The sequence below is a fragment of the Candidatus Sulfuricurvum sp. RIFRC-1 genome, from assembly GCF_000310245.1.
GTDB lineage: Bacteria > Campylobacterota > Campylobacteria > Campylobacterales > Sulfurimonadaceae > Sulfuricurvum.
In genome coordinates this window covers 639,363-659,904 of record NC_020505.1, presented here as the reverse complement: position 1 = coordinate 659,904, position 20,542 = coordinate 639,363, and the positions used below count along the sequence as shown (strand labels likewise).

Below are 20,542 nucleotides of genomic sequence, written 5' to 3'. Positions count from 1 at the left end.
TTTCTGAGTAATTTTTTCATACACAGCTGTATGCAAAAAGTGTTCCAAAACATGTGTAGAGGGGGTTAAAACGGCTCTCCCCGCAGGAAGAAAAAAAGATAGATTAAAGGTCGCCTTCGATCACTTTTTTGAACGTATTGTAGTAAATATTTTGCATCTCAGGAAGTCTCATCGACACATCATTGAGGGTAAACGTATCCCCGCCGACGGTTCCGATTTTCACGCATCCCAAAGAACCGACCATCGCTTCAAACGCCTTACAGTTTTCAGGGACTACTTCGATAATTGCGCGAGACATACTCTCCGCAAATATATCACGAGAGTCGGTTACAGAGATTGTAGCATTTACCCCTTTATCACTGACGCAAGCCATTTTAGCGAGTGCCATCGCCACACCGCCCGAACTACAGTCTTTTGCCGCAGCCAGCAACCCTTTTTTGTTTGCTTCGATAACGAGGTTCCAAAGAGCACGCTCTTTATCGTAATCGATAGCAGGGATCGTTCCCGCAACAACATTGTAAAGCTCTTTCATATAAAGAGATCCGCCAAATTCCGAACGGCTTTCACCGACAAGGTACAATGCATTACCTTCGCACTGGAACGCAGACATCAATACTTTGTTTTGATCTTCATTGACACCGACCATTGCGATTGATGGAGTCGGGAATACCGATTTACCGTTGGTTTCATTGTAAAGCGATACGTTTCCGCCGATAACCGGAGTGTTCAGCTCGGCACACGCTTCTTTAATCCCAAGACACCCTTGGCCAAACTGCCACATCACTTCAGGATTTTCAGGATTACCGTAGTTGAGACAGTCGGTAATCGCTTTCGGAGTCGCACCGCTCATCGCGACGTTACGTCCACTCTCGATTACCGCTGCTGCCGCTCCCGCTTTCGGATCGATGAAACAGTAACGGACGTTACAATCGGCACTCATTGCCAACGCTACGCCATTTTCTTTGATACGGATAACGGAAGCGTCGAGTTCGCCCCCTTTTTTGATCGTATTGGTTTGTACCATTGAATCGTATTGCTCATAAATCCAATGCTTATCGACCACTTCCATCGAAGCGATCAATTTCTCGAATGCACTCTGATTCTCTACCGCTTCAAAATCGCTCAATTTCACATTAGCAATCTCATCGAGGTATGCAGGGCGACTCATTGGACGATCCAAGATCGGAGCCTCTTCACTCACCGGATCAACCGGAACCTCAGCACATTTCTCTCCGTGCCAGAAAAGCTCCATATTGCCCGTCGCCGTTACTTCACCGATCACGGCACAATCGAGATCCCATTTTTCGAAAATATCGATGATCGCCTGCTCAGTCCCTTTACGCGCACAGATAAGCATACGCTCTTGCGATTCGGAGAGCATAAACTCGTATGGCATCATCCCCTCTTCACGGGCAGGAACCTTGTCAAGATGCATAATCATCCCACTGCCTGAGCGTCCCGCCATCTCGAATGAACTAGACGTTAGTCCCGCCGCACCCATATCCTGAATCCCGACAACGTAATCGGTTTTGAAAAGTTCCAAACACGCTTCAAGAAGCAATTTTTCGGTAAACGGGTCACCCACCTGTACCGTAGGACGAAGCCCTTTGGATGCTTCGGTAAAGCTGTCCGAACTCATCACCGCACCGCCGAGACCGTCGCGTCCCGTTTTAGACCCGACGTAGATAACCGGATTGCCGATCCCCTCCGCTTTTCCGTAGAAAATCTCATCGCTTTTCGCGAGTCCGAGAGTAAATGCATTGACAAGAATGTTCCCGTTGTAACACTCATCGAAACTTGTTTCGCCGCCGATGGTCGGAACCCCCATACAGTTACCGTATCCGCCGATACCCGATACAACACCGCGTACCAAATAACGCTGATGGGCACTGATATCATCTTTATTCAGCACATTTCCGAAACGGAGCGCATTGAGGTTGGCGATAGGACGAGCACCCATCGTAAAGACGTCACGCATGATCCCGCCGACACCGGTTGCAGCCCCTTGGTAGGGTTCGATAAAACTCGGATGGTTATGGCTCTCCATTTTGAAAACTGCCGCATATCCGCCGCCGATATCGATAACACCCGCATTTTCACCCGGTCCTTGGATAACCCACGGCGCTTTAGTCGGGAAACCGTTCAAATGTTTTTTAGATGATTTGTAACTGCAGTGCTCACTCCACATAGCCGAAAAAATTCCGATCTCAACGAGATTTGGCTCGCGCTCTAGAATTTTTTTGATATGGGCATAATCGTCCATTGACAATTTATGCTGTTTTAGAACTTTTTCGATCTCTGGGAGGGGAGTGCTCACGGCAAATTCCTTAAAATAGTAATAGTAACGCGATTATATCAAAGGGGAATATTCATCCATCTTAAAGCAGTGTTATTTAAATCCGAAATCTTTTTCACTGCGCAGATTTTTCTTCAGTGAAAAGATATCGATATAGGTAATTGCACTCACCTCATAACTCTTTTTTCCGTTGGGGAGATAAACGCTAAATTCGTCCCCCTCCTCTTTACCTAACATTGCACGTGCGAGTGGTGAGTGAACCGAGATTAGTCCGTTTTCCGGCTCGCTCTCCAACGTTCCGCAAACAGTATAGGAAAACTCCTCTTCCGTGTTCACATCCATAATCGTAATAGTTGCACCAAAATGGGCGCGGGAGTGATCGAGAATGGAAGGGTCAATCATTTGGGCTTTTTGGATCATCGAATTGAGATAAAAAAGACGTTTATCGATATGTCGCAATTTTTCTTTAGCCGCATGATACTCCGCATTTTCACTTCGATCTCCCAGCTCTGCCGCCCGTTGTTTTTCAACATTGACACGGGGTTTTTCGACATCTTTGAGGAATTTAAACTCTCGCAAGAGTTCATCATACCCCCTGGGTGTCATCGGTTCATTGCTCATTTACGCCGCAAATCCAACAATATAATAGGTCGGTTTCCCATCCACTTTTTGGAGACTCACTTTGTACTTATCCGCGAAATGGTTAATTTTCTCCATTGCATCCGCCGCACTGATCTCACCCGTCGCATCGATCTTGATTTTAAAATAGTCGTTGCTGTTTGACAATGCCACATACGATTCATCGGTTTTAAGTGCTTCGTGCAAATCCAAAATATGTTTGATAATTTTTTCATACCCTTGTGTATTATCTTCAATGCGGCTGAGTTGGAGACTAAGTGCCTCGTTAGGGGTATATCCGAGTTGGTTGAGAATCGCTTCGTGTGTCATGTATAGGGTTCCTTTGTGAAATTAAAGAGGTTATTCTAACATAGAAGTATTTATTGATTATAATATTGAGATGAAATCACTCCTAATCCGTCTTACCCACGGTCTTTATGACCAAGATATCGCACCCGAAGAACGTGAGCCTATTAATGAATGGCTTACACGGAAACTTCTGACGCATGAAGATAACAAATATCAGCTCGCGTCTCAATACCGCGCCGGTATCGTCTCTCTCGCCTCTGAAAGTGGTGCCTATCTTCAGACATTAGGGGAGAGTATCCGTGACCACTTTATCGAAACCAATAACCTCATGGGGGCAAAAAGCGGCGATTTAGTCATTGCCCAACGGCTCTTAGGAAAACGCGGTGGTCCTCAAGCCAAAGTCGTCGTGATCGCCGGACGGAGTGAAACCTTCAGCATCGCCGTCGTCACCATGAAAAACGGTTATTTGAGCCTCCAAGACATCCGCACCGATCACCCCGCAGGTTTTGCTCTGAGCGATTTACCCGAAACCGCCGAGGGATCACTCTATCAGATCAACAACCAAAGCGGAACCATAGCCGCCTATTTAGGCAACCTTTCTGATCCAAAAGTCGATGAAAAAATTGTCCTCGCCCTCTACAACAAACACGATGCATTCGAAGATGACGTGTTAGCCATGGCACGCGAATTTCCCAAAGAGGTCGATGCGTCGCTCTATCCAAACCGCCGTGACCTGCGCCATTTGCCGTTTTGCACCATCGATCCCGTCACCGCCAAAGATTTTGATGACGCCATCTGTTACATCCCCGAAACCTCCACCCTCTACGTCGCCATTGCCGATGTGAGCGAATACGTCCACCCCTTCGGTGCGATTGATGCCGAGGCGATTTACCGCAGTTTCTCCATCTACCTCCCCCACCGCTCCATCCCGATGTTGCCGCGTGAGCTCAGCGAAACCCTCTGTTCGCTTCAACCTCTCGTGGATCGTCTCGCTTACACGTTTGAGATGCACATCGATCCCGTAACCTACGAGATGGATTCCCATACCCTGTATGAGTCGATCATTCACTCTCACCGACGCTTCAGCTACGAAGAGATCGATGCTTTTTTCGAAGGAAACTTAGAGGCAAAAACCGAAAAAGAGGCAAAAGTATTAACCTATATCCCTCTGCTCAACGATCTCACCTATAAACTGCGCGAAGAGCGGATGAAAAAAGGGTACAACTTCCGCTCCAGCGAACTGGAAATGCGAATCGACGAGGAGCAAAATATCGTCTCCACTGAATTTGCCGTCGAAACACCCTCCCATGCCCTGATCGAGGATTGTATGCTCCTCGCCAACAAAGCCGCCGCTTCCCTGTACGAGCGGGGAGTGTTCCGTATCCACGAATCCCCATCCCCGATGAAACTCCAAAGCCTCTACACCGAGTTAGCGAGTATCGGTATTTTCGTCGAGTCCCAAGGCTCTATCAAAGAGACGATCATGGCGATCCAAGCCGAAGCCGAGAGACGCGATCTTATCAGCGAAGTCGATACCCTCATCATCCGCGCGCAGATGCAAGCACGCTATGCCCCCTACAACATGGGACACTTCGGATTAGGGTTTGATCGCTACACCCACTTCACCTCTCCGATCCGCCGCTACAGCGATCTGATCGTCCACCGCCTCCTCAAAGCGATTGCGGCAGGAGATACCGAAGAGGGATCGTATGTATTACGCAACATCGAGTCCCTTTGTACCTCCATCAGCGAAAAAGAGCGTGAGGCGAGCGACATCGAAATCCGCTTCCAAGAGCGTAAATTCGCCCGCTGGGCGGCCACCGTGATTGGGCGAGAGTTTAAAGCGCGTATCATGCGAGCCGAAGAGCCGTTCATTGCCGAAATTCACGACACCATTACAGGGGCAAAAGTACAGATTTCCTCACAATTTGGTCTGATGCTCTTTGATGATATTATCGTTAAAATCGAAACCGCTAACCTCGCTACCGCGAAAATCACCGCCTCCTTTGTAAGCCGCATTGAAAAAGAGGATGAAATACACGCAAACGTGCTTGACGCTGGAAAATTATATGAATAGACAAGAGCTTGACCGTCATCTGCAAAACAACAGTGTTCCGCGTGCAATGGCACTCTTCGGTGAGAGCCATTTCCTCATCAACCGCTATGCACACGGACTTTCCCAGATCGAGGGTGCATCGGTACTGAGTCTCTACCACGACGAGTACGATTTCAACACCGCCAAAGCCCATCTATCGCAGGGCTCGCTCTTCGGAGATCAAAATCTCCTCATAATTAAACATGAGAAAAAGCTCCCCAAAGCGGAACTCGACACCCTCGTCGAACTGGTCGGGAAAAACACCGATAACACCTTCATCTACTGCTACTACGGCGAAGATGTCAAAGGAGCCGACACCGCGTTCAAAGGTGCTCATACGGGTTCAGTCCGTTTCTTTCACCCCTTTGCCGCCGAAGCACGCGCCATCGTCATGCAAGAGGCACAAATATTAGGAGTTCAGCTTGATAATCAGGCGGCATTTCATCTCCTCGATATCCATAACAACGATCTCTCCCTCGCCTGCAACGAGCTCTCCAAACTCTCCATTTTGGGAAAACCAATCACGATGAAAGAGATTGATGAGCATGTTTTCGGTCTGAGCGAAATCAAACTCGACCATTTTATCGCCCGTGTCATTGAGAAAAAAGAGTTCCTCCCCTCCCTGCACCATCTCCTCGAATCGGGAGAAAACGAGATCCAGCTCCTCACCGCCATCAGCGGATTTTTGACCCAGCTCTATCTTTTCAACAGCGCCATCAAAATTCACGGAGTCGCCGATTCAGCCCTCGTGTTGGGATATAAACTTCCGGGATTTGTCGAAAAAGAGCGTGCCGCCCTCTCAATCAAAATCTCCCCTGAGGGGTATAAACGAGGTATTAATCTCCTCCTCGATACCGAGTTGAAGATGAAATCGACAGGCTCACCGGATCAGGAATCACTGCTTCTTTCCGCATTGCTGAAACTACAAAGTATTCTATAGTCACACCTTCTAATTTCGTCATTCCCGACTTGATCGGGAATCCATCACACCGCTACACTCTAAATCTAATATTTTTTGTTTATAATGACGTTGAAAAGATTTTGATTATGGATTATATATGAGAATAAAGCTATTTTTATTAGGTTGTTTAGTCGCTATTTCTACATCATCATGGGCAACAGATGAGGGAGAGTTTCGAGGAGAGACAAAAGCGAAAATTGAAATTTTGCAGAAGCAAAATGATGAATTAAAAACGACAATCGATGAAATTGAAAAAAATAATATCAGCATAGAAGTTTTGAAAAATAGTATTTTTGATCAAGATAAGCGAATACAGGATTTAAGTTTATATGTTTCTATTACTGCAACTATTATTGCAATTTTAACGCTCATCGCAGGGGTTGGCGGAGTAGCTTTCCCGTATGTGATGTACAAGCAAAATACAAAAGCTCAAGAAAATGCTAAAAAAGATATTGAGGCATGGAAAGAGAAAACAAAATTAGAATTTGATAAAGAGTTAAATAGCTTTAAAGATCATGCACAAGGCGCAAAAAGTGAAATCACTACTAGTGTTGAAGAAGCAAAAAAAGTTGAATTTGAAATCAAAAATATCCAAAATGGATTACAAAATGGACAGTTAATTCCTCAAAATGAGCCAAATAATGATAGTTCATTATCTAGAGTAGCAATTAAAGTGCGTGAAAAACCACAAAGCGAGTATACCTTTGAAGACTGGAATAAGTTAGCTTTTGACGCTTATAAAAAAGATAAAAAAGAAGATGCCTTATTCTATTGGCGTAAAGCAATAGAAATTTCAGAACCTATATCAAAACAAAAAAGTCAAATACTTTTTAATATTGCAGTGACACTTGGACAACTTAAACGGACTGAAGAAGAACTATCAGTGTATGATAAAATTATCCAAGAATTTCAAGGAATAGAAGAAGGAATTCATGAAGTAATAAGAGCAAAAGCACAAGTCAACAAGGCGACTATACTTGTGCAAGTCGAGCAAAATGAAAAAGCAATGAATATTTATGATGAACTCATTGATACCTTATCAGGAACACAAAACGAAGCACTTCAAGAACAAAGAGCTAGAGCGCTAGTCAACAAAGGAGCTACACTTGGAAAACTCAACAGACTTGAAGAAGCCTTATTAATTTTTGAAAAAGTTATTAATGAATTGGAAGATTCTCAAGCTAAAGGGTTACAAATACAAAGAGCGAAAGCATTAGTCAATAAAGGAGTTGCCCTCGGGCATTTAAACCGAGCTGAAGATTCATTAATAGTATTTAATAAAATTATTAACGAATTGAAAACAACTCAAGACAAAGAGCTTCAAGAGCAAAGAGCGCAAGCATATATTAATAGTTTAGAAATGCAATTAATCATTGGAAAAAATTCTGAAAATAAAATCGACGAAAACATCAGGCAATATCTCAATGATAATAAACAAGAGAAATTGCAATTCTCTATGCTCATGACTCTAAAAGAGGCATTGGAATCTGATCAAGCCATTCGATTTAAAGAGCTAAAAAATGAATTTAAATATATAGACTTTGGAGAATGGAGGTGGAAAGAATTGGATGATTGGGCGAATAGTCTCGAAGATACTGATGTACGTGAACGCGTTATTGCAACAATCGAACAATTTAAAAACTGGGATATGGATTCCCGATCAAGTCGGGAATGACGAGTTGGAAATTTACGCTACCGCTTCACTCCATCGCGCTACTTCCACCGTCACATGTTTTTGACGGGCGGATTCAACAATATTTTCCAATTTCATAGCCGTATTGTCGGATAACCATTCCTCACCACATTGAGAACAAACCGTAGCGGGGACATCACGCACAACCACAACGCCGAAACCGAGATCAACCGTAAAGGTACTCACACCATTGACAATAGAGCCTTTGCATAACGGGCAGGTTTTCATCGTTTTATCCTTGTAGTAAAGCTATTCTCAAATTCCTCAGGGCTTGGTCTGTATGCAGTGATAATATAACACTCTTCTCCATCCATCGCCATAACGATATGAAGAGGCGTCAGGTCTGAATACAAAACCAAAAAGCTGGGAAACGGGAAATCTTCGGGATATGATTCAATAATCTCACCCTTATATGCACAGTCCATAACTTCGTTACGGCTAATTGAGCGTTCCAACATCCGTTCAAGCGCATGTTTTCGCCAAATAAACTGTGTGATTACGCGCATAAATTCTCACGATCATAATTGAGCTTTAAGATATTATACTACAACAATTATGAATCTATATGAAACTTAAATTAAGCAGATTTTTAGTATAATCCGCGCGTTCCTTGCTCTTTGCAACACGACTGTCGTGCTGTATAACAACCATAAGGGGCGAACACCATAAGGAGACATACGCTATGAGACATTACGAAAACTTAGTAATCGTAAAACCTACTCTTACAGAAGAAGAGATTAAAAACACCATCGCTCTCGTTGAAGAAGTGATCACTGCTAACGGCGGTGAGATCGTTGCTCGCGACGCAATGGGAATGAAAAAATTAGCTTACCCGATCGAGAAAAATGCTCGCGGTTATTTCTACGTTATGTATTACACTGTTGCACCTGCTGCAATTGCTGAAATTGAACGTCGTTTTCGTATCAACGAAGAGATTTTACGTTTCGTAACCATGAAATACGATTCAAAACGTGAGATTGCTGCTTGGAACGGTATGGTTGAAAAAACTAAAAAAACTGCTCCAACTGCTGTTGTTGCTGAGAAAAAAGAAGAAGTAGCTTCTTAAGCCCTTTTAAGGAAAACCTATGTTTAATAAAATTATTTTGGTTGGAAATCTCACCCGTGATATTGAACTCAAGTATGCACAAGGTGGATCGGCAATTGCCAATACTGCTATTGCTACGAGTCGCAAATTTACAGTGAACGGCGAGAAAAAAGAGGAAACATGTTTTGTCGACATCACTTTTTTCGGCCGTTCAGGTGAGGTAGCCAACCAATACCTCCGCAAGGGTTCTAAAATCCTCGTCGAAGGACGATTGAAATTTGACCAATGGGTTGACCAAACAAACGGCCAAAAGCGCTCTAAACACTCCGTTATCGTCGAAACGATGCAAATGCTCGATTCACGCGGCGAAAGTGGTTCTCAGGGCGGTTATAACGAATACAGCGATGCGGGTAACAGCGGCTATGATGCACCAGCACCAAAAGCGGCTTACACGCCTCCACCGTCGTATTCTAAACCCGCACCGGCAAAAATGCCGGAAAACAATCTCCCAGAGATTGATATAAACGAAGACGAAATTCCGTTTTAGAATAAGCACAAGGATAGTACCATGTCAGAAAAAAGAAAATACAAAAAACGTTATTGCAAATACTGCGAGCAAAAAGTTGATTTCATTGACTACAAAGATGTAGCTTCATTGAAATATTCACTCTCTGAGCGTTTCAAAATCATGCCTCGTCGTCTTACAGGTAACTGTAAACGTCACCAAGATATGGTTACAATCGCGATCAAACAATCACGCGCTGCAGCGTTGATTCCATACACCGTATCACGTAAAGTGATTGCTGGTTCATTCGAATAAGCTTCGTGTCGGCATTCTTTGCCGACAGATCTTCTTTTCTTCCCCTTTTTTTCTCATAATATTCTAACCTCTCGCTATAATATCGCATTTATTGGATGAGGATTATTATGTTTTTTGAACCGGGTTTCTTAGGAACCAAAGCATTAATGTATATGGATATTGTTACCCTTTATTTTGCCTTCCTCCCCTTTTTATTGGCTTTTTCAATCTATCAAGCGATCCGTGGCAATATTAAACTCCATTACCAAAGCCAGTTTAGTATTTTAGCCGTTACAATCATAATGGTACTTATTTTTGAAATCGGAGTACGACTTACCGGAGGATTTGCCGAATATACAAAACAAAGTCCCCTCTCGTATGATTTTCTCCTCTTGTTCCTCGTTATTCATATCCTTATTGCTCTGATGGCGGTTGCTGGATGGATTTATCTCATTATTTCCACCTACAAATCACATCAAAACGGTCTATTGGAGAACAGTGACAAACATCGTAAAATGGGTAAATGGATATTTGCTGCATTAACGGTAACCTCAATTATGGGGTGCTCGATTTATCTCTTTTTGTTTTAAAGAATGTACATGAAAATACCTTTCCTTATTTTGATGCTCCTCTCCTGCCTCTCTGTTGCCTCTGAGCCGTTTATCGGCGTATCCGAGAAGGTCAAATCCGTGCTCCCCTCTATCGTCAAAATAAAAGTACAAAAAAGTGAGCCAATCGGCGATGATAGTGAACTTACCGCAAGTGATTCAGGAGGTTCCGGATTTATTTTCGATAATGAGCATCATATTGTGACCAATGCTCATGTAATCGGAGAAGCCAAGAAAATTGCTATTATCGATCAAGAAAACAATGAATATTCTGCTGTACTCGTGGCCAAAGATGATAAAACCGATATAGCTGTCTTAAAATCTACTGCCTTTAACGCACCGGTTCTCTTAGAAAATAATGGATCAGCTGCATCGGGCGATGGAATTTTTGCCATCGGCTCCCCTTTTTCTTTAGGACATAGCGTATCATTTGGAATTATCGGTGCAATTAACCGTTTTCTTCCAAACTATCCTTATCTTCACTTCATACAAATTGATGCAGCAATCAATCCGGGAAATTCAGGTGGACCTCTTTTTAACCAGCAGGGAGAATTGATCGGCATGGTCTCAACCTATTTCTCAAAACAAGGAAGTTATACCAATATCGCATTTGCACTCTCCATAACAGATGTTCATCGTATTGCGTCACGTCTTATAGAAGAAAAAAAGATTATACGTGGATATCTAGGAGCAGAGATGCTCATATCTGAACGGCTTTCACGTAAACTTGGATACAAATCATCCGTTTTGATTAGCCGTATTGAGCCAAATTCTCCTGCCAAAATAAGCGGTTTAAAAAGTGGTGATATCATCATAGGCTTTAATGATTCTTTACTCAATGATGGAGGAGAATTTCACCGTTTTCTAGAACGATCTCATCCCGATGAAACAATACTCTTAACCATTGTTCGAGATAAACAGCGAAAGACTGTTAACGTAAAACTGGGATCAACCCCAATAGAAAAAAAAGAAAAAACGAATGTCGGAACAGCTGATATAAGTGAAAAATTAGGATTAATATTACGTGAAGAAAATTCCGAAATTGAAGTCATATTAAGCTACGGGATGGCGAAAACCGTTGGGATTGATCCAAAAGATAAAATAGTAGAAATAAATGATATAGAAGTTAAAACAATACAAGAGTTCAATATTCAACTGAATAAACTCAAAGAGGCTGAAATAGCCTTCGTTACAATCAAACGCGATGCAGGCATCCTACTATTGCCACTCGGAAACAAAGCAGCACTCAAAGCTTATGTAAGTCGAAATTAATCCATCCAACGTCTAGGATCATATCCGTCACTAGGACGCTTAATTTCAGCACGCTCCAATCGTTTTACCATCGTGACAACATCCGAACCATCTACCGGACTTTTCTCGTTTTGTCCATTATTATTACGAACAAATCCATGTCGTTCATAAAAATGAGATGCCGATGATTCACGTATAACGCTTACACTGATATTCTCATGTAATGCTCCTGCTTCGATGAACAACTGTTCCAGCATCATAGACCCGATGCCCTGCCCTCGAAAGTCTGGAATAACAGCGATGTTCAAGATAGGCGTTCTATCATCGATGTAGCCATTTGAACCATGATCAGCATTAAGACGTCGTATCCAAGCAGCACCGGCAATCTGATTGTCTACAAGTGCATATAAACCCAAATCTTTACTAGTAAAGCCATAAAACTCTTCATAGATAGAAAGCTTGGGGATATCACACAATTGTTTATTAACTTCATTTAACCGCATAGCGTAGTACAACATATCAGTGACAATTTTTTGTTCGGAAGATCGTAGGAAATAAAGTGTTGGTTTCATAAATAAAAGTATACAGCAGCAATGCTAAGAGGTTGATTTTGAACATTTACAAAAAGGATTTTTATGATGATTGTTTAAGAAGAAGTTGGAAAAGAGGATAAATCTGAGGCCAGGCGGCGACCTACGTTTCCACACCTGAAAGATGCAGTATTATGAGCGATGAGGGTCTTAGCTTCCGGGTTCGGAATGGGACCGGGCGTTTCCCCCTCTCTATAGCCACCTGAACACTCAGAAGAGGATCTACCGAGATAGACTCTATTCTGAGAGTTTTGTTAGATGTATTTTTATTGTTAAGTCGTCAACAACTCGTAACTGCATTCGCATTTCACCTTTATGCTTAATAAGGCGGTGAGAGCACAAATCATATGTAAAAAAGACGAACGTTCTATTAGTACTAGTCAGCTGAAAGAATTACTTCTCTTACACACCTAGCCTATTAACCTTGTAGTCTTCAAGGGAACTTCAGGGAGAGTTCATCTTGGAGTTGGCTTCCCGCTTAGATGCTTTCAGCGGTTATCACATCCGTACGTAGCTACCCAGCGATGCTCTTGGCAGAACAACTGGTACACCAGTGGTACGTCCAACCCGGTCCTCTCGTACTAGGGTCAGCTCTCCTCAACTCTCCTGCGCCCACGGAAGATAGGGACCGAACTGTCTCACGACGTTCTGAACCCAGCTCGCGTACCGCTTTAAATGGCGAACAGCCATACCCTTGGGACCTGCTCCAGCCCCAGGATGCGATGAGCCGACATCGAGGTGCCAAACCTCCCCGTCGATGTGAGCTCTTGGGGGAGATCAGCCTGTTATCCCCGGCGTACCTTTTATCCTTTGAGCGATGGCCCTTCCACACAGAACCACCGGATCACTATGACCGTCTTTCGACTCTGCTCGACTTGTCTGTCTTACAGTCAGTCCGGCTTATGCCATTATACTCTACGAAGGATTTCCAACCCTTCTGAGCCGAACTTTGTAAGCCTCCGTTACTTTTTAGGAGGCGACCGCCCCAGTCAAACTACCCACCAGACAGTGTCCTCCATGCGGATAACGCATGCGAGTTAGCTATCAGAATACTCAAGGGTGGTATCTCAAGATTGCCTCCACTGCAACTAGCGTCACAGCATCAACAGCTCCCACCTATCCTGCACAAAAGTATCCCAATAGCAATGTCAAGCTATAGTAAAGGTGCACGGGGTCTTTCCGTCTTTCCGCGGGTAGGAGGAATTTTCACCTCCACTACAATTTCACTGGATCCCTGGTTGAGACAGCTCCCATCTCGTTACGCCATTCATGCAGGTCGGTATTTAACCGACAAGGAATTTCGCTACCTTAGGACCGTTATAGTTACGGCCGCCGTTTACTCGTGCTTCAATTCAATGCTTCGCTTGCGCTGACACATCCTTTTAACATTCGAGCACCGGGCAGGCGTCACACCCTATACATCCTCTTACGAGTTAGCAGAGTGCTGTGTTTTTGGTAAACAGTCGGGAGGGACACTTTGCTGCGACCCGGTTCTGCTCCAGAGGCTAGCTCCTTCACATACTTAGGGCACACCTTATACCGAAGATACGGTGCTAGTTTGCAGAGTTCCTTAACCAGGGTTCTTCCACGCGCCTTAGAATACTCATCTCACCCACCTGTGTCGGTTTACGGTACGGGCGACAATTGTTCTCGTTTAGAGGCTTTTCTTGGCACGACGGCATCATCGATTCCAAGCGCAATCCGAAGATTTTGCTCGGCCTGTAAGATCTCGGCCTAATGAAACACGGATTTGCCTATGTTTCAGCCTACGTCCTTCGACCCACTATTCCATCAGTGAGCTCGATTAGCCCTATGCGTCCCCCCATCACTCAAACGAACAATTGTCGGTGTTGGAATATTAACCAACTTGCCATCGTCTACCCCTTTCGGACTCGACTTAGGTCCCGACTAACCCTACGATGACGAGCATCGCGTAGGAAACCTTGGGTTTACGGCGAAGCAGATTCTCACTGCTTTTATCGCTACTCATGCCTGCATGCTCACTTCCAAACGCTCCAGCACTCCTCACCGGTATACCTTCAACGCTGTTTGGAACGCTCTCCTACCACTCGTATAAATACGAATCTAAAGCTTCGGTGCGTATCTTAGCCCCGTTATATTTTCAGCGCAGAATCGCTAGATCAGTGAGCTGTTACGCTTTCTTTAAAGGATGGCTGCTTCTAAGCCAACTTCCTGATTGTCTCAGCAACTCCACATCTTTTTCCACTCAGATACGACTTTGGGACCTTAGCTGTTAGTCTGGGTTGTTCCCCTCTTGACGATTGATTTTATCACCCACCGCCTGACTCCCGAGATTACGCATGAAGTATTCGGAGTTTGAAAGGGTTTGGTACCGCGGTAAGCAGCCCTAGCCCTGTCAGTGCTCTACCCCTTCATGTTACGACTCGAGGCTATACCTAAATATATTTCGGAGAGAACCAGCTATCACTAAGTTTGATTGGCCTTTCACCCCTATCCACAAGTCATCCGAGGGTTTTTCAACACCCACCGGTTCGGTCCTCCACTGGCTCTTACACCAGCTTCAACCTGCTCATGGATAGATCACTTAGTTTCGGGTCTGCAGCATCTGACTAATTCGCCCTATTAAGACTCGCTTTCGCTACGGCTTCCCGTGAGGTTAACCTTGCCAGACACCACAACTCGCAGGCTCATTATGCAAAAGGCAGTCCGTCACCCTTCATAAAGAATAGGGCTCCGAATGATTGTAAGCCATAGGTTTCAGGTTCTATTTCACTCTGCTCACCGCAGTTCTTTTCACCTTTCCCTTACGGTACTAGTTCGCTATCGGTCTGGTAGTAGTATTTAGGATTGGAGGGTGGTCCCCCCGGCTTCAGTCAAGATAACACGTGTCCCGACCTACTCTGGATCCTGCTAGCTGTCTGTCAATTTCAAGTACGGGACTATCACCCTCTATGGTCGAGCTTTCCAACTCATTCTTCTATCGACTCGCAATGCCGTATGCAGTCCGCAACCCCGATTGCAAGCAATCGGTTTGTCCTAATCCCATTTCGCTCGCCGCTACTTTGGGAATCTCGTTTGATTTATATTCCTTCAGGTACTGAGATGTTTCACTTCCCTGAGTTCGCCCCCCGTAGGGTAACATACCTCTCGATATGTTGGGTTGCCCCATTCGGAAATCCCCGGATCAAAGCTCTTTGGCAGCTCCCCGAGGCTTATCGCAGCCTAATACGTCCTTCATCGCCTCTACCAGCCAAGGCATCCACCTATGGCCCTTAATATCTTTTTCTAATTTGCGCTCACCGCCTTATTAAGAATAAGACGGTGAAATGTGTTTGTAGTTACGTAATACAAATCTCTTTGTATTATGTTAAATTTGTTTCTCATAGATTTCTCTATGTCAAACATATTTAGTTGACGACTTAACAATAATAATTCAAATAACATTAGACTTTTAAAGTCTAATTCAAATACTCTAAATTAAGTACTTGAATCAGACTTTGTATTCTGATCTAGATCTGGTGGAGAATAGCGGGATCGAACCGCTGACCTCCTGCGTGCAAAGCAGGCGCTCTCCCAGCTGAGCTAATTCCCCAGATAAGTGATCGTGATTTTGAGAAAGAAGTATAAAGGTGAGGCAAAGCGTACTCTAGTACGTGAAGCCGAAAGCTTTATGCTTATGTCTTAAAATCTGGTGGGTTTGAATGGACTCGAACCATCGACCTCACCCTTATCAGGGGTGTGCTCTAACCAGCTGAGCTACAAACCCATATGTATTATGTCAAATAACATGGATCACTGAAAACTAAGTAGGTAAACGGTCAAGACAATACTTCTGTGAGATTTTTTAAGATGACGCAATCCAATGAAGGATTCGTCGTTACTCTTAGAAAGGAGGTGATCCAACCGCAGGTTCTCCTACGGTTACCTTGTTACGACTTCACCCCAGTCGCTAATTCCACCGTAAGCGGTAGCCAGTTTGGCATCCCGATTTCGGGTGAAATCAACTCCCATGGTGTGACGGGCGGTGAGTACAAGACCCGGGAACGTATTCACCGTAGCATAGCTGATCTACGATTACTAGTGATTCCAGCTTCATGTTCTCGAGTTGCAGAGAACAATCCGAACTGAGAGACGCTTTAAGAGATTGGCTCCACCTCGCGGTATTGCAGCTCTTTGTACGCCCCATTGTAGCACGTGTGTAGCCCTGGCCGTAAGGGCCATGATGACTTGACGTCGTCCTCACCTTCCTCCTCCTTACGAAGGCAGTCTCGTTAGAGTGCTCAGCCGAACTGTTAGCAACTAACGACGAGGGTTGCGCTCGTTGCGGGACTTAACCCAACATCTCACGACACGAGCTGACGACAGCCGTGCAGCACCTGTGTGTAGGTTCTAGCAAGCTAGCACCCCCTAATCTCTTAAGGGTTCCTACCATGTCAAGGCCAGGTAAGGTTCTTCGTGTATCTTCGAATTAAACCACATGCTCCACCACTTGTGCGGGTCCCCGTCTATTCCTTTGAGTTTTAATCTTGCGACCGTACTCCCCAGGCGGAATGCTTAATCTGTTAAGTGCATCACCGAAGAGACGAGCTCCCCGACGACTAGCATTCATCGTTTAGGGCGTGGACTACCAGGGTATCTAATCCTGTTTGCTCCCCACGCTTTCGTGCCTCAGCGTCAGTATCATCCCAGCAGATCGCCTTCGCTTTTGATATTCCTAGTGATATCTACGGATTTTACCCCTACACCACTAATTCCATCTGCCCCTTCTGAACTCTAGGCTCCCAGTTTCAAATGCAGTTCAATGGTTAAGCCATTGGATTTCACATCTGACTTAGAAGCCAGCCTACGCACCCTTTACGCCCAGTGATTCCGAGTAACGCTTGCACCCTCCGTATTACCGCGGCTGCTGGCACGGAGTTAGCCGGTGCTTATTCAAGAGGTACCGTCATTATCTTCCCTCTTAAAAGGAGTTTACACACCGAAATGCGTCATCCTCCACGCGGCGTTGCTGCATCAGAGTTTCCTCCATTGTGCAATATTCCTCACTGCTGCCTCCCGTAGGAGTCTGGACCGTGTCTCAGTTCCAGTGTGTCTGATCATCCTCTCAAACCAGATACCCGTCATAGCCTTGGTGAGCCATTACCTCACCAACTAGCTGATAGGACATAGACTGATCTCTTAGCGAAAAAACTTTCCCGACTTACCTTAAAGTAAGAAGGAGTATCCGGTATTAATCACCGTTTCCAGTGGCTATCCCGAACTAAGAGGTACATTATCTATGGTATACTCACCCGTGCGCCACTAATCAGGAGAGCAAGCTCTCCATCATCGTTCGACTTGCATGTGTTAGGCACGCCGCCAGCGTTCACTCTGAGCCAGGATCAAACTCTCCATAATTGGTTTGTCCAATCCTATGACCCAAGATGTTAAAATCATTGGCTTCATAAATTGTTATCTATTTTACTTTTTGGTGATTGGTTAACCCAATCAAAGTAAATAGACGGTTGTTGTATTGTGTTGACATAAGGTCAACGTCTCGAAGACACCGTCTCGAACCGTTTGACCTACTTAGTTTTCAATGATCTCAAACTCAAACTTGACTCTTCTTTTCGAAGCGTCTCATCGTTTGTGGACGGGAATTATAGGGGAAAAAGGGAAAGAAGTCAAGAGCTTCTGGGAAGAAATTTTAGAGAATTTCGAAAAAGTGAAAAAAATCACTTTTTAGTTGTAGCTTATAGATACATAACCGGTTTCTGGTGCAACAGTAATTGTCGCATTACCATCTGGATGTCTTAGTACGATATTACAATTAGCTTGTAATAAAAAATCGTATAGTCCAGCAGTATTATTGCCTATTCCATTATAGGGTCTACCTAAATGGTCAAAAGACAAAGCACCTAAACTTGTCGTATACAATGAAGAGTCTGGAGTATCACATGATACATTCACATCGGTAATACTATATTGCGTTGAAAGAATCATACTGTTATTGGCTCGCGAAGCTAAATAATAAAGCGGTTGTTTTGTTAAAGGATCCATTGCTGGCTCATCACATGTAGTTGCATTACAATTGATGTTGCGGTTCTTATTTTTATCAGAATAAACAGCATAATATAAATCATTATTGTTTTCTCTAAAACGTATTTGCCATTTCTTCATAAACCATGTCGGATCTGTTGGATCAAACTGATCATCCACCATCGCAAGGTGTTGCGTATAACGTATGTGACCGGCGACTTGTTCCGCTGCCCTTTGTAATGGATTAGAAGTAAAACTAGGCATTGCAAGTACAGCCAAAATACCTATAACAATAATGACGAAGACCAATTCAAGCATTGTAAAAGCAAAACGTTTCATTATAAATACCTTCAAAATAAATTGAGATTAAAAACGATTATAACAAAAAATGAGAAAAGAAGAAGTTGAATTCAGATTGAAGAAGGTTTTCCCGCATACGCGGGAAAATAAAGAAAATTAAATCTCGTCTGCAAGTTCGACGTTGTAAAGAATATCATCGGTCGGATGACGATACATCGGCATTCCGAGACGTTTTTCATCCAAGATGTGTCCGATGAACCCGATAGAGCGACCGACAACGAAGAATGCGTTTAATGCACCCGCTTCAATAAAGCCGTCGATCTCCTCTTCGGAATATCCAAGCGCACGCCACATATCAACCATCAAGATACCGATAGTACCGTCAACGTTCAAAATAAGGTTATCTTTTTTAGAGGTTGTCAATTTTTCGACTTCAAGCGCAAAATCAAGTAACGGAGTAGCCGGGAAATGCTCAGCCGCATATTTTTTCAATCCTGATACACGAAGATCCGGATTACGAACCGATTTGATACGGTGACCGATACCGGAGATGGTTTTACCCTCTTTTTTCATGTAATCAATGAATTCAGCCGGAGACATACCACGATCGTTTGCGTATTTGAAATAACGTGCCGCATCATCGATCGCTCCGCCGAAACGTGGTCCAATGGTCAAAAGACCTGTTACAAGTGAACTGATAACGTCTTTACCCGCACGTGCAGTTACTTTTGCATTGTGTGCACCTGAAACAGCTGGACCGTGATCGGCAACCGTTTTGATAACGGTTTCAAGATAATCGGTTGCCCATTTCGGATAACGTTTTTTGAACCAAAGCAATGAAATAACATCACCGATACCGAAACCGGTTTCAGGTGTTGCAACCGAACTGATCGGATAACCTGCATAGGTTGCTTCATCACCACGGTCATCAGAGATCGTACAAATGAACTCTTTCTTACGACGTACTTTTGGTACGGCACGTAATTCCGGTTCAACAATTTCACCGATAGTGCCCTCACTGCGAAGTTTTCCGTAAACTTCTGCGATTGTGTGCGGAAGATCATTGAAGCTCGCAGGTACATAGATACCGGCTGCTGCCATTGCTTCATTTTTCGATGCTGCTGTTTCTGCGTCCGCATTTGCTGAAGCACCTGCGTGACCGAATTGAACCCCTGAGCTAAAATGTTTCGCAATCGTACCGATACACCAAGCGATGATCGGTTTTTTGATTTTGCCGGCTTTTACCGCTTCGATCACTTTGTACTCCTCAGTCCCCCCTACTTCACCGAGAAGAACCATGTATTTAACTTCAGGGTTGCTCTCCATGCGAAGAAGGTTGTCGATGAATACCGATCCTACGAAACGGTCTCCACCGATCGCAACACCCTCAGCAATACCGTCAGCATTGATACTGATGATGTTTGAGAGTTCATTGAACAAACCGCCTGAACGCGTAACCAGTCCGCATGAACCAGCACGGTGCAGTTTCGAGTTGATGATATTTTCAATCGTTCCACCAACGTTAGCGATTTTAAATCCGCCCGGAGCGATACCGCCGACAGTAGCCGGTCCGATAACAACCACACCTGCATCACGAGCCGCTTGGTTCATTTTACGTGCAAGACGCTCAGGAATCCCCTCAGCTGTAACCATAACGGTTTTGAATTGCCCTTTGAGTGTGATCGCTTCCATCGTAACATCATACGCGGTACGGAAAGAACCGAAGTTTAAAAGAACGTCTGCATTAGGAAATGCTGCTGCCGCTTCAGTAGTGTTACGGAAAACCGGAACCATGATCTCATCGGGACCATAGAAAAATTTCTCGAATTTGTTTCCGGACGTTGGAGCAACGATTGCCGCAACCGAAGGTTTAGCACGGTTGATGACATAGTCATAATCCAACATACGCTGAATAGCGCTCGCGTTGTTGTTCCAAAAAATTGCTTGTGTATCTTTGGTAAATAAAGCACCCATCAT

At 44.3% G+C, this 20,542-nt stretch carries 16 protein-coding genes, 2 tRNA genes and 3 rRNA genes; 8 read left to right on the top strand and 13 right to left on the bottom strand.

Annotated elements, in window-relative coordinates:
* Positions 1-103: 103 nt before the first annotated feature.
* The 3 genes from purL to B649_RS03480 form a co-directional block, all read right to left on the bottom strand.
* On the bottom strand, positions 104-2,263 hold the full coding sequence (gene purL, locus B649_RS03490) for a phosphoribosylformylglycinamidine synthase subunit PurL (protein ID WP_291750963.1): 2,160 nt from the start codon (positions 2,261-2,263) through the stop codon (positions 104-106).
* Between the two features lie 126 nt (positions 2,264-2,389).
* The gene (gene greA, locus B649_RS03485; RefSeq protein ID WP_015653120.1) at positions 2,390-2,917 is read right to left on the bottom strand and encodes a transcription elongation factor GreA; all 528 of its coding nucleotides are present in this window, start codon (positions 2,915-2,917) and stop codon (positions 2,390-2,392) included.
* Positions 2,918-3,244, bottom strand: coding sequence for a hypothetical protein (locus tag B649_RS03480; RefSeq protein ID WP_015653119.1), 327 nt, complete (start codon positions 3,242-3,244; stop codon positions 2,918-2,920).
* A gap of 70 nt (positions 3,245-3,314) precedes the next feature.
* Here B649_RS03480 and B649_RS03475 point away from each other — a divergent pair, with 70 nt between their 5' ends.
* From B649_RS03475 to B649_RS03465, 3 genes are all read left to right on the top strand, one after another.
* The gene (locus B649_RS03475) at positions 3,315-5,300 is read left to right on the top strand and encodes a ribonuclease R family protein (RefSeq protein WP_015653118.1); all 1,986 of its coding nucleotides are present in this window, start codon (positions 3,315-3,317) and stop codon (positions 5,298-5,300) included.
* Complete coding sequence (gene holA, locus B649_RS03470; protein ID WP_015653117.1) at positions 5,293-6,258, top strand: DNA polymerase III subunit delta; 966 nt, start codon at positions 5,293-5,295, stop codon at positions 6,256-6,258. The genes B649_RS03475 and holA overlap by 8 nt, the downstream gene beginning before the upstream one ends.
* A gap of 118 nt (positions 6,259-6,376) precedes the next feature.
* Positions 6,377-7,954, top strand: coding sequence for a tetratricopeptide repeat protein (locus tag B649_RS03465; protein ID WP_015653116.1), 1,578 nt, complete (start codon positions 6,377-6,379; stop codon positions 7,952-7,954).
* 12 nt (positions 7,955-7,966) lie between these two features.
* Here the strand turns inward: B649_RS03465 and B649_RS03460 are convergent, their stop codons facing one another.
* Positions 7,967-8,200 (bottom strand): type II toxin-antitoxin system MqsA family antitoxin, encoded by a 234-nt coding sequence (locus B649_RS03460; RefSeq protein WP_015653115.1) that lies wholly within the window; start codon positions 8,198-8,200, stop codon positions 7,967-7,969.
* Complete coding sequence (locus tag B649_RS03455) at positions 8,197-8,478, bottom strand: DUF4258 domain-containing protein (RefSeq protein ID WP_015653114.1); 282 nt, start codon at positions 8,476-8,478, stop codon at positions 8,197-8,199. The genes B649_RS03460 and B649_RS03455 overlap by 4 nt, the downstream gene beginning before the upstream one ends.
* 176 nt (positions 8,479-8,654) lie before the next feature.
* Here B649_RS03455 and rpsF point away from each other — a divergent pair, with 176 nt between their 5' ends.
* From rpsF to B649_RS03430, 5 genes are all read left to right on the top strand, one after another.
* Positions 8,655-9,038: a 30S ribosomal protein S6 gene (rpsF, locus tag B649_RS03450; RefSeq protein ID WP_015653113.1), complete on the top strand. Its 384-nt coding sequence runs from the start codon at positions 8,655-8,657 to the stop codon at positions 9,036-9,038.
* Between the two features lie 19 nt (positions 9,039-9,057).
* Positions 9,058-9,564, top strand: a complete 507-nt coding sequence (locus tag B649_RS03445) for a single-stranded DNA-binding protein (RefSeq protein ID WP_015653112.1) — start codon at positions 9,058-9,060, stop codon at positions 9,562-9,564.
* Positions 9,565-9,585: 21 nt separating this feature from the next.
* Positions 9,586-9,837, top strand: a complete 252-nt coding sequence (gene rpsR / locus B649_RS03440; RefSeq protein WP_015653111.1) for a 30S ribosomal protein S18 — start codon at positions 9,586-9,588, stop codon at positions 9,835-9,837.
* Between the two features lie 107 nt (positions 9,838-9,944).
* The gene (locus tag B649_RS03435) at positions 9,945-10,406 is read left to right on the top strand and encodes a DUF420 domain-containing protein (protein WP_015653110.1); all 462 of its coding nucleotides are present in this window, start codon (positions 9,945-9,947) and stop codon (positions 10,404-10,406) included.
* Positions 10,407-10,505: 99 nt separating this feature from the next.
* The gene (locus B649_RS03430) at positions 10,506-11,696 is read left to right on the top strand and encodes a trypsin-like peptidase domain-containing protein (RefSeq protein ID WP_291750930.1); all 1,191 of its coding nucleotides are present in this window, start codon (positions 10,506-10,508) and stop codon (positions 11,694-11,696) included.
* On the opposite strand, the gene B649_RS03425 is transcribed toward B649_RS03430, so the two are convergent.
* From B649_RS03425 to B649_RS03390, 8 genes are all read right to left on the bottom strand, one after another.
* Positions 11,693-12,193 carry a GNAT family N-acetyltransferase gene (locus tag B649_RS03425; protein WP_041192547.1) on the bottom strand — a complete coding sequence of 167 codons (501 nt, stop codon included), beginning with the start codon at positions 12,191-12,193 and terminating at the stop codon, positions 11,693-11,695. The genes B649_RS03430 and B649_RS03425 overlap by 4 nt on opposite strands.
* A 162-nt stretch (positions 12,194-12,355) precedes the next feature.
* Positions 12,356-12,471, bottom strand: a 5S ribosomal RNA gene (gene rrf, locus B649_RS03420).
* A 143-nt stretch (positions 12,472-12,614) separates the two neighbouring features.
* A 23S ribosomal RNA gene (locus B649_RS03415) occupies positions 12,615-15,533 on the bottom strand.
* 230 nt (positions 15,534-15,763) lie between these two features.
* A tRNA-Ala gene (locus tag B649_RS03410) sits at positions 15,764-15,839 on the bottom strand.
* Between the two features lie 97 nt (positions 15,840-15,936).
* Positions 15,937-16,013: transfer RNA gene (locus B649_RS03405), tRNA-Ile, on the bottom strand.
* A 121-nt stretch (positions 16,014-16,134) separates the two neighbouring features.
* Positions 16,135-17,644: ribosomal RNA gene (locus B649_RS03400) — 16S ribosomal RNA — on the bottom strand.
* Together the 16S, 23S and 5S rRNA genes with 2 tRNA genes alongside form the textbook arrangement of a ribosomal RNA operon.
* Before the next feature lie 324 nt (positions 17,645-17,968).
* Complete coding sequence (locus tag B649_RS12070; protein ID WP_015653106.1) at positions 17,969-18,604, bottom strand: hypothetical protein; 636 nt, start codon at positions 18,602-18,604, stop codon at positions 17,969-17,971.
* Positions 18,605-18,721: 117 nt separating this feature from the next.
* Positions 18,722-20,539 (bottom strand): citrate/2-methylcitrate synthase, encoded by a 1,818-nt coding sequence (locus B649_RS03390; protein ID WP_015653105.1) that lies wholly within the window; start codon positions 20,537-20,539, stop codon positions 18,722-18,724.
* Positions 20,540-20,542: the final 3 nt, after the last annotated feature.